This is a genomic window from Gordonia sp. (in: high G+C Gram-positive bacteria), assembly GCF_047606305.1.
Lineage (GTDB): Bacteria > Actinomycetota > Actinomycetes > Mycobacteriales > Mycobacteriaceae > Gordonia.
Map to the genome: position 1 here is coordinate 1 of NZ_JASGER010000013.1, position 10,168 is coordinate 10,168.

Below are 10,168 nucleotides of genomic sequence, written 5' to 3' on the forward strand. Positions count from 1 at the left end.
CGTCGAATCCGTCGAGGGGCGCGGGGGCGGTGCCGTCGTTGCCGCACACGGCGCGGACCGGCAGCGCCGTGAGCGCGGCGAGCGCCGCCATCCGGGGCAGCAGGCGCCGACCCCGTTCGCCGGAGTCGACGACGATGTGGGCCGCCGTGGTGTGAGGGTCGCTGAGCAGGTCGACGACGTCGCGGCAGTCGCGGTCCAGCTCGTCGACGGCCGCGCTGGCGCGGGCCAGCAGTGGCCGCTCGGCGGCCGCCGCGAGCCGCCGGTGGCGGGGCCACAGCCGGTTGAGGGTCTGACTCAGGGCGGCGGGGGCGCGCAGCAGGGCGAACGGGTCCCCCAGGCCGGAGCAGTCCACCACGACCGATTTCCACCGCCCGCTGGTGGCCTCGTCGCGGATCCGCCGCCACAGCAACAGCTCCTCGAAGCCGGGGAGCGAGGTCAACTCGCCGGGCGCGATCGAGGCGAGCACCGACACCGCCGGCAGCGCGGGTCCGCCGGAAAGTCCGCCGAGGGCCTCGGTGAACCGGGACCAGGCCGGTTCCAGCACACCGAGCGGGTCCAGGGCGAGCAGGCTGGCGTCGGCGCTGATGGGCACCACCCGACCGCGGGACGGATAGACCCCCACCAGGCCGGGCACCGGGGTGTCGCGGTCGAGGGTCACCAACAGCGTCCCGCGCGGCGCGGCCTCGAGGAGGCCGGTCGACGACGTCGCGCTGCGCCGCTTCGCCACCGCCCCTGCGGCGGCGACGAGGGAGACCCCGGCCCCGCCCGGACCGAGGACGAGCTGAATGGGCGTGAGATCGATCAGCCTTCGACCCGCTTCTTGAGTTCGTCCAGGGCCGACGAGATGATCGCCTTCTCGGCACGGCGCTTGAGTTGACCGATGATGGGCACCTGCAGGTCCACCATGAGCTCGTAGGACACCTTGGTGGAGCCGACGGCCTGCTCGACCAGGCTGTAGCGACCGCGCTGCGCGCGCTGCAGGTTGCTGCTGACCAGTTCCCAACTGACGGCCAAGCCGTCGCCGGCCCAGTCGTATTCGAGTACGTAGACGTCCTTGAGCACGCCGGCGTCCAGGTCGAAGCGGACCCGTCGCGCCTTCCCGTCGGAACCCGATTCGACGACGGTCACCTCGCGCGCCGCCGACACCCACTGCGGGTAGTTGTCGAAGTCGGCGATCACCGCCATGATCGCCTCGGGCTCGGCGTTGATGACGATGGACTGCGCAGTGTGGTCAGCCACGCACCCCTCCTGTTCCCGGCTCGGCGGTGACGGCGGGGTCACCGGCGGCCCGGTGCTGCTCGAGTCGCCGCTTGACCTCGAAGGCCATCTCCTTGCCCGCCACCCGGCGGGCCCGATTCATCTCGGCCAACTCATCGTAGAGTCTGCGCGGCCGGCGCGGCAGCCGTCCGGTGGGCTCGCCGTGCAGGAAGTAGTGCAGCACGAAGCCGTCCATCACCGGCTCGCACCAGATCTCCATGGTCCCGTCGACCGGTCCGGCGACGGTCCACCGGATCCCGGCCGGGCCGCGGTCCTCGACCACGGTCAACCGCAGGTCGGGCCACCACCGCGTCCAGGCGGACCGGTCGCCGATCACCGCCGCGACCGTCTCCGGCGCCGCGGCGACGAAGGTTTGGTCGGCCACCTGAATACTGCTCACGCCCTCTAGCTTCACATACCGCGGCGAGGCACTCCCGCGCACCCACGGAGCCGCGGCGCCCACCCGATCCCACCCCGGCCGACGCGGATACCATGATCAACGCCGCCCAGTCTCCGCGCGAAAGGCCTCCCTTGCCCTCCGAGTACTCCGTCCCCGCCTCGTTCACCATCGGTGCCGCAGCCAACTGCACCGACATCATCTTCGACCGGGCCGCCACCGCACCCGGCCACCCGATGGTGCTGGACAAGGTCGGCGACGCTTGGGAACCGATCACCGCCGGGCAGATCGTCGAGCGCGTGACGGCGATCGCGAAGGGTTTCATCGCCCAGGGCATCAAGCCCGGCGACCGCGTCGGCCTGCTCAGCGCGACGCGCACCGAGTGGCCGATCCTGGACTTCGCCATCTGGACGGCCGGCGCAGTCACCGTGCCGATTTACGAGACCTCGTCGGGCACGCAGATCGATTGGATCTGCAGTGACTCCGAGGCGGTGGGCATCGTGGCCGAGTCCGCCGCGCATCGCGCCATCATCAACGGCACCACGACCGCCAAGAAACTGGCCCACCACTGGTCGATCGATTCGCTCGACGGTGCCCCCGGTGCCATCGAGGAGCTCATCGCCGCGGGTCAGAATGTGTCCGACGACGACGTCGCGGCCCGCCGATCGGCGCTGCACTCGGACGACCCGGCGATCCTCATCTACACCTCGGGCACGACCGGTCGCCCCAAGGGCGTCATGCTCACACACTCGAACCTGCTCAGCGAGGTCGACGGCGTGCTCGCCGGGGGCCTGCGGACCCACCTCGTGCCCGGCCGGCGCCTGCTGATGTTCCTGCCGATGGCGCACGTCCTGGCCCACGCGATCACCTTGATCGCGCTGCGGGCGGGCGTCTCGGTCGGCTTCTTCAACGACATCCCGAACCTCGTCCCCGAATTCGGGCGGTTCCACCCGTCGCTGATCCTGTCCGTCCCGCGCGTCTTCGAGAAGGTGTTCAACACCGCACAGCAGAACGCCCACGACGACGGCAAGGGGAAGATCTTCGACGCGGCCGCAGCGACGGCGATCGCCTACAACGCCGCCAAGGAGCAGGGCAAGGTGCCCTTGGGCCTGCGGGCCCGGCACGCCCTGTTCGACCGGCTGGTCTACTCCAAGCTGCGCACCGCCCTCGGCGGGCAGTGCGACCTCGCCATCTCCGGCGGCGCCCCCCTCGGGTCGCGGCTGGGCCACTTCTTCTCCGGCGTCGGGATCCCGGTGTACGAGGGCTACGGCCTGACCGAGACCTCCGCGGCGTTCTCGGTGAACACCCCCGGCGCGGTCAAGGTCGGCACGGTGGGCCGACCGGTGGCCGGCAACGCGGTGCGCATCGCCGAGGACGGGGAGATCCTGCTCTCCGGCGGAGTCGTGTTCACCGGTTACTGGAAGAACCGGGAGGCGACCGACGAGGCGATCACCGACGGCTGGTTCCACACCGGCGACCTGGGCAAGGTCGACCGCGACGGCTTCCTGTCGATCACCGGCCGCAAGAAAGAGATCCTCGTGACCGCCGGCGGCAAGAACGTCTCGCCGGCCCCGCTGGAGGATGTGATCCGGGCGCACCCGCTCGTCTCCCAGGCGCTGGTCGTGGGCGACAAGCAGCCGTTCATCGCGGCACTGGTGACGCTCGACCCCGAGGCCGTGGCGGCGTGGAAGGCGCGCAACTCGATCCCCGCGGACACGCCGATCCCCGCGCTCGTCGACAACCCGGCGCTGCGCGCCGAGGTGCAGACCGCCATCGACGACGCCAACAAGACGGTGTCGCACGCCGAGGCCATCAAGGAGTTCCGCATCCTGCCGGTCGACTTCACCGAGGAGAGCGGCGAGATGACGCCGACCCTCAAGGTCAAGCGCAACGTCGTGGCCGAGAAGTTCGCCGCCGACATCGCCGACATCTACACCCGCTGACGTCGCTCAGTCGGTGAGCAGGCGGACGAGCCGGGCCGCGATCTGCGGCCACTGCCACTGGCCCTCGACGAACTCGCGGCCCGCCGCACCCATCCGGCGGGCGCGCTGCCGATCGGATAGCACCGCCACGACGGCCTCGACGATCTGGGACACGGATCGACCGTCGACGACGAGGCCGGTGCGCCCCGCGATCACCGTCTCCGGCGCGCCGCCCGAGTCGCCCGCGATGACCGGGATGCCGCAGGCCGACGCCTCCAGGTAGACGATGCCGAGTCCTTCGACGTCCAGGCCGCCACCGCGCGTGCGCGACGGCATCGCGAAGACGTCGGCGGCGTTGTGATAGTCCGGCAGCTCCGCGCCGGGCACCGACCCGGTGAAGACCACGTGCTCGTCGACCCCGCTCGCCGCGGCGAGGTCGTGCAGGGTCTGGGCGTACGGTCCGCCGCCGACGATCAGCAGCGCCGCGTCGGGGATCTGCTCGCGGATCTCGGGCAGCGCGCGGATGAGCATGTCCTGTCCCTTGCGCGGCACCAACCGCGACAGGCAGACGATGACCGGCCGCTCCCCCAGCCCGTGGCGCTCCCGGATGCGCTGTCGGGCTGACGGATCGGGGGCGAAGCGCCGCACGTCGACGCCGGGCGGCAGGTACTCCAACGCGGCGTCGGGGCCGAAGGCGGCGGCGAACCGGCCGCGGGTGTACTTGCTGACGAAGGTCACCGTGTCGGTGTTGTCCCCGATGGCGCGCAGGACCTGGCGGGCGACGGGCAGCATCGACCAGCCGACCTCGTGTCCGTGGGTCGAGGCGAGGATGCGCCGGGCCCCCGCGCGCCGCACCACCGGCGCCATGAGCGCCAGCGGCGCCGCCGCGCCGAACCAGACGTTCTCGATGTCGTACTCGCGCACCAGTCGCGCCGCCCGCCGCGCGACGAGCGGCGTCGGGAGCATCAGGGTCGTCCGATGCCGCACGACGGTGTACGGCGCCGCCTCGTCGAACTCCACGTGCGACCGGCCCCGCCACCGCGGCGCGTACACGACGACCTGGTCGGGCGGCAGCAGGTCGACCAGGTTCTGGAGGTAGGACTGGATCCCGCCGGGCCGCGGCGGGTAGTCGTTGGTGATCAGCAACGTGCGCCCGATCGGCGCCGTCTCCGGGCGCGTCATCCGCCGGACTGCTTCCGCACCCACGCCTGCCACTGGCGCTCGAGTTCGGCCCGGCCGATGCCCACCGAGTCGCCGAACGCGGCGGTCACCGCGTTGTCGTCAACGGCGCCGGCAACGCCCAGGTAGAGCTTGCGCAGCACGTCCTCGGAGTACCGCTGCGCCACGAATGCGGCAATCGACCAGGCACTTTGGTAGGCCAGGGCGGCTCGGGCCGAGTCCACCGTGAAGTCCTCGTCGGACGGCCACGCGGGCGGGGTCCCCGTCCGGGTCGCCGCGGCGAGGTCGGGGGCCGCGTCGGCGAACTGCGTGTAGGTGCCTTTGCGCCCGACATACTCCGGGACGCCCTCGGCGAGCCACTGCGGGGTGTCGACGCGGGTGGCCAGGCGAACCGCCACGTGGCTGAGTTCGTGGCGCAAGACGACGTCCAGCAGGGCCGGCGACAGGTCGCGCGCGGCGGGTGTGAGCACGATCCGCTGGCCGGTGACCGTGTGGTTGGGCACGTCGAGGGTGGTGTAGACCGTCGCCGCAGCGGCGGCCGAGACATCGGCGCCACCGCTGGCCGCCAGGGCGGTGAACTGCTCGGGCGTCGCGGTCGCCACGACCAGGGCCCGACGCGGCCACGTCGAACCCCAGAAGTCACTGACGGCGCGCACGGCGCCCGGCAGCAGGGCCGCGACCCTCGCCGCCGATTCCTCCGCTCCCGGATAGGACGCGATCACCGATTGTCCGCCCGCGGTGGCGGCCGCCGCGGCCCGGACACCGGGAAAGCTCCACAGCCCGACCCCGCCGGCCGGGCGCCGCAGGACCGTCATGTCGCCGACCAGCTTCCAGTCGTCGTCGTAGCGGGCGACGACGAGCGGGCTGTCCACCTCGACGTCGGGCTCGTCGAGTCCGGGGACCCCCGTGCCGCCGAGGGCGAACCTCAACCGCACCGGAGTGACCCAGTTGTCACTGCTGCCCTGCGCGGACAATCGTGCCGCCACCGAGTCGGGGACGAGTTCCTCGGCGTCCGCGGCACCCAGGTAGTGCTCGAAGGTCCGATACCGCACCCTCGTCGGCCCGTTGCCGGGGCGCGCCGGCGCCGCAGAACTGAGATTGGCCTGCATCACCTGCAGGCGTCGCCGGAATTCCGGCGACGCGGAGGCGTCCAGAAGCGGTGCCAGGTCAGTCGGTCCGCCGCGAAGCAGTGCCTTGTCGAGCTTGCCCAACAGCGCGTTGACGCCGTCGGTGCGCTGCTGTTGGAAGACGTCGGTGGTCGTCGTGGCCGACGAGGAGGGGTCCTCGCCGGTCGACGGGTCACCGCAGCCGGCGAGCACGGCGGCGCTGAGCAGCACCGCAACGGCGCACCGCCCGCGCGCCCCCACAGCCGGGCTTAGACTCGCCGAGCGGCCAGGTAGGGGCCGGCGCCGTCGACGGGGACGACCTTGACGGGCACGCCGAAGGTCGACGCGTGGATGACGTAGCCGTCACCGACGTACATGCCGACGTGGTGCGCATCCGAGTAGTAGAGGATCAGGTCGCCGGGCTTGAGGTCGTTGCGGCTGACCGGCACGCCGGCGCCCATCTGGGCCTGGCTCGAGCGCGGCAGCGCCTTGCCCGCCTGGCGGTACGACCACACCATGAGCCCCGAGCAGTCGAACTGGTTCGGGCCGGTCGCGCCCCACACGTAGGGATCGCCGATCCGCGACAGCGCGGCCTGCACGGCCACCAGCGCCGGTGACGTGCCCTTCGGGACGAGGTTCGGGTTGAAGTCGAACTTGGGGCCGCGCAGCTCGGCGAGCTGCTGACCGGTCATCGACTGGTAGACGGCGCGGATCTGGACCGCCTGGAGTGCCAGATTGGCGCGCTTGGCCTGCAGGTCGGCGCGGGTCTTCTCGACCTTGGCGATCGCGGCGTTCGCGTCGGCGGTGGCCTTGGCCGAATCCTGCTTGGTCTGCACCGCGGCGGCACGCACGCGGGTCAGGTCCTTGAGGTTGCGCGTTGCGTCGTGCGAGATGATGTCGAGCGCCGACATCTGGTCGAGCATCTGCTGCGGTGAGTCGCTGACCAGCAGCGAGTACAGCCGGTTGACGCGGGCACCGCGGTAGCTGGCACGCAGCACACCGTCGACGCGGCCCTGCAGGCGCTCCTGCTCGGCGTTGGTCGAGTCCAGCTTCTTCTGGGCCGCGGCGGCGGCGCGGCGAGCCTTCTCGACGATGCCCTTCTGGGTGTTGTACTCCATCGTGGCGCTGTTCATCGCCTCGGCGGAGCGCTCGGCCTCGACGTTGAGCTTCTTGTAATCGGCGACCAGCTGGCCGGCGTTGCGGGCCGGAACGGCCTGCGCCGACGGGACCGTCGACAGGGCGACCGAGGACACGAGGGCAGCGGTGACCGCGGCGGCTGCTGCGCCGCGGTGCTTGCCCGAATTCACGGGGTTCACGATTCTCATACTTCTACGACTCCCAAGAGACGAGTATGGGCGGACACCCCGGGGTGAACCCCGGGACGTCCGCCCACCTCACAAGCTGTTCGAGCCTCAGTAGCGGCGGACGCCGGTCAGGGCCCACGTCTTGACGCTGTCCTCGTGGACGGGGACGCCGTAGGTCTGCGAGTGGATGAACCGGCCGTGGCCGACGTAGATGCCGGCGTGGCTGCCACCGTTGAAGATCAGGACGTCGCCGGGCTTGGCATCCTTGTACGCGACCGCCTTGCCACCGTGGAGCTGGCCGTAGCTGTCACGCGGGATGGTCTTGCCGGCGTTCTTGTAGGACCAGTAGACCAGGCCCGAGCAGTCGAACGCGTTGGGGCCGGCCGAACCGTAGGAGTACGGCGAGCCGATCTTGCTCTTGGCGTTCATCACGGCCTTGTCGGCCACGGTCTGGCGCACCTGCGGGGCGATACCGCCCTTGGCGCCGGGCTGGAATTCCTTGGGAATCTGGTTCTGGTTGATGCCGGGGATGGCGAAGGTGCCGGCGCCGGGAACCTTGACCTGGGCCTGCGGCGCTGCCTTCTTGGCTGCGGCCTTGCCCTTCTTGGCGTTCCGGACCTTCAGGACCTTGCCCTTGGTGCCCTTCTTCTTGGCATCGTGCTTGTGCTGGGTGAGCTGGTCGCCGAGGGCGCCGAGCTCGATGTTGCCGACATGCGGAACAGCGACGGGCGCTGCAGCTGCCTGGCCGGCGGCAATGGAACCCATGGCGATGGCGCCGGTGATAACCGCACCCTTCGCCGCCTTGGTGCCGCGGCTGGGCTGATCCAAACGATGTTTGGCCACGAGAAAGTTCTCCTTCGTCTCCCTGCGCTTACCGGGTTAGCTGTCGGGTTCGGGCTGGAAGATGCCCTACGCGTTGCCTGACGGCTGTATCAGACGCGGCGATTCACCCCGGCGGGACCTTGCGGCCCCAGGTGGGTCCCCGGCTCGCCCCTCGCGGGGCGACTCAGCGATTGACTCTCGCGGATCACTTCTGTTGAAGCGTGACGTTCCGCAAATGTCTCGAAAAGGTTACGAAAACGTGGGCCGAATGTCCAACGTTCCCGCAAAACTCGTCGAGTCGGAGAGCCAGCGTCACAGCCTACCCTGCTCGCACGATGGTCAAAAGCTGACGACCGAATCCCCCCTGACGTGGGCCGATGCGCCCGGCGGCGGCCCGCGCCTCGGCCGGGGTGACGAGCATCCCCTCGCGCAGATTGGCAATCGCCACCAGCAGGTCGGCGCGTTGCTCCCCGATGCTGGGGGTTTCCTGCGTTTCTCCTGCGTATGAGCTTGAACCCTCATGCACCAACAGATTCATCATGCAGCCGTCGCACGCCAACGGCCGCCCGGGGCACGTCTCGCAGTCAATCCTCATGTGATCTCCATCTCATCTCGACGTTTCGGGCGGTTTCCGGTGCGTTCACACCGGGTTCGACCAACCCGATCAGCGACGACGCTAACGGCGACCCCTGACATCGTCGCGGCGCGCCGAAAGGTCACGAAGCGATGTCGGGGGGTCGAACTAATGTTCGCCTCATGGCCGTGACGGACCCCGCCGGGCAACTCTCGCTCACCGACTCCGGACTCCCCGATGTCGGGCTCCCCGATGTCGCGCCGCGACCTCGGGGCGCCGGATCGCACCGACGCCCGCCGTCCCGCGCCGAGGCGGCCGAGATGGCCTCCTGCGTGCGCGGCGGTATCGAGCAGTCCCTCGCGACCACGCCGTTCGTCGTGCTCGACCTCGAGACCACCGGCGGCAGCGCCGACCGGGATGCGATCACCGAGATCGGTGCGGTGAAGGTCCGCGGCGGCGAGGTGATCGGCGAGTTCGCCACCCTCGTCGACCCAGGGCGGGGCATCCCACCGGAGATCGTCACCCTCACCGGCATCACCGACGCCATGGTGTCGGCGGCCCCGCGGATCGACGAGGTCCTCCTCTCCTTCATCGAGTTCGCCCGTGGCAGCGTGCTCGTCGCGCACAACTCCCGGTTCGACCTCGGCTTCCTGGCCGCCTCGGCGGCGCGCCTGGGCGTCGACTGGCACTTCCCCGCGACTCTGTGCACGGTCGCCCTGGCCCGCCGCGTGCTGCCCCGGGACGAGGCGCCGTCGGTGCGGTTGTCCGAATTGGCGCGGATCTTCGCCGCGTCGACCACCCCGACCCACCGCGCCCTCGACGACGCGCGGGCCACCGTTGACGTCCTGCACGGGCTGCTGGGGCGGATCGGGAACCGTGGCGTCGGCACCTTCGCCGAGCTCCTCGAGTTCCTGCCCCGCGCCACCCCCGCCCAACGCGCCAAGCGCCGCCTGGCCGACGGCGTGCCGCGCGCACCGGGGGTCTACCTGTTCCGCGGCCCCTCCGACGAGGTGCTGTACGTCGGCACCGCCGTCGACCTGCGTCGCCGCGTCCAGTCCTACTTCTCCGGCGATTCGCGCCCGCGGATCGCCGAGATGGTCGCCCTCGCCCACCGCGTCGACCACGTCGTGTGCGCACACGACCTGGAGGCCGGAGTGCGGGAACTGCGCCTCCTGGCCGCCCACAACCCGGCCTACAACCGGCGCTCCACCCAACCGCGCCGCGGCTGGTGGGTCTGTGTGACCGAGGAGCGCTTTCCCCGGTTGATCGTGCGCCGGACACCACCAATCGAGCCGTCCGGTGGTTTCGCGACGGCGATCGGGCCGGTGCCCCGCCGCGCCGACGCGCAGGCGGTCGCCGAGGCGCTGACCCGGGCGGTCGGGCTGCGCTCCTGCACGACCCGCCTGGGGGCGCGCGTCGATTTCCACTGGTGCGACCCGAGCGACGGCGTGGGCGACTGTGCGGCGGCGACCGACCGCCCCGAATCGGTGGTCGACTACCTCCCGCGCGTCCGCGCCGCCCTGGCGACGATCGCCGGCACCTCCGACGAGGCGCTGCGCTCCCTCGTCGACGCGGTGACCGCCGCCGCGGCGGCCGAGCACTTCGAG

General features: G+C 71.0%; 10 protein-coding genes and 1 riboswitch. Of the genes, 2 read left to right on the forward strand and 8 right to left on the reverse strand.

Annotated elements, in window-relative coordinates; translation table 11 throughout:
* The 3 genes from QM634_RS02300 to QM634_RS02310 form a co-directional block, all read right to left on the reverse strand.
* The coding region (locus QM634_RS02300) for an ArsA-related P-loop ATPase (RefSeq protein ID WP_415041156.1) at positions 1 to 727 on the reverse strand (727 nt) is incomplete at its 3' end.
* A 74-nt stretch (positions 728 to 801) separates the two neighbouring features.
* Positions 802 to 1,239, reverse strand: a complete 438-nt coding sequence (locus tag QM634_RS02305; protein WP_415041157.1) for an SRPBCC family protein — start codon at positions 1,237 to 1,239, stop codon at positions 802 to 804.
* Positions 1,232 to 1,657, reverse strand: coding sequence for a hypothetical protein (locus QM634_RS02310; protein ID WP_415041158.1), 426 nt, complete (start codon positions 1,655 to 1,657; stop codon positions 1,232 to 1,234). Before QM634_RS02310 ends, QM634_RS02305 begins: the two co-directional genes overlap by 8 nt.
* 131 nt (positions 1,658 to 1,788) lie before the next feature.
* On the opposite strand from QM634_RS02310, the gene QM634_RS02315 reads away from it, so the two are divergent.
* Positions 1,789 to 3,597, forward strand: a complete 1,809-nt coding sequence (locus tag QM634_RS02315) for an AMP-dependent synthetase/ligase (RefSeq protein WP_415041159.1) — start codon at positions 1,789 to 1,791, stop codon at positions 3,595 to 3,597.
* 6 nt (positions 3,598 to 3,603) lie between these two features.
* On the opposite strand, the gene QM634_RS02320 is transcribed toward QM634_RS02315, so the two are convergent.
* From QM634_RS02320 to QM634_RS02340, 5 genes are all read right to left on the reverse strand, one after another.
* Positions 3,604 to 4,758, reverse strand: a complete 1,155-nt coding sequence (locus QM634_RS02320) for a glycosyltransferase family 4 protein (protein ID WP_415041160.1) — start codon at positions 4,756 to 4,758, stop codon at positions 3,604 to 3,606.
* Positions 4,755 to 6,092, reverse strand: a complete 1,338-nt coding sequence (locus QM634_RS02325) for a peptidase MA family metallohydrolase (RefSeq protein ID WP_415041161.1) — start codon at positions 6,090 to 6,092, stop codon at positions 4,755 to 4,757. Before QM634_RS02325 ends, QM634_RS02320 begins: the two co-directional genes overlap by 4 nt.
* Positions 6,093 to 6,130: 38 nt before the next feature.
* On the reverse strand, positions 6,131 to 7,168 hold the full coding sequence (locus tag QM634_RS02330; RefSeq protein ID WP_415041165.1) for an NlpC/P60 family protein: 1,038 nt from the start codon (positions 7,166 to 7,168) through the stop codon (positions 6,131 to 6,133).
* A 105-nt stretch (positions 7,169 to 7,273) separates the two neighbouring features.
* Entirely contained in the window at positions 7,274 to 8,008 is a 735-nt protein-coding gene (locus QM634_RS02335; protein WP_415041162.1) for a C40 family peptidase, read from the reverse strand.
* A gap of 11 nt (positions 8,009 to 8,019) precedes the next feature.
* A riboswitch (cyclic di-AMP (ydaO/yuaA leader) is annotated at positions 8,020 to 8,187 on the reverse strand.
* A 119-nt stretch (positions 8,188 to 8,306) separates the two neighbouring features.
* Positions 8,307 to 8,528 carry a hypothetical protein gene (locus QM634_RS02340; protein ID WP_415041163.1) on the reverse strand — a complete coding sequence of 74 codons (222 nt, stop codon included), beginning with the start codon at positions 8,526 to 8,528 and terminating at the stop codon, positions 8,307 to 8,309.
* A 215-nt stretch (positions 8,529 to 8,743) separates the two neighbouring features.
* On the opposite strand from QM634_RS02340, the gene QM634_RS02345 reads away from it, so the two are divergent.
* Positions 8,744 to 10,168, forward strand: a 1,425-nt coding sequence (locus tag QM634_RS02345) for a DEDD exonuclease domain-containing protein (protein WP_415041164.1), incomplete at its 3' end; no start/stop codon positions are given.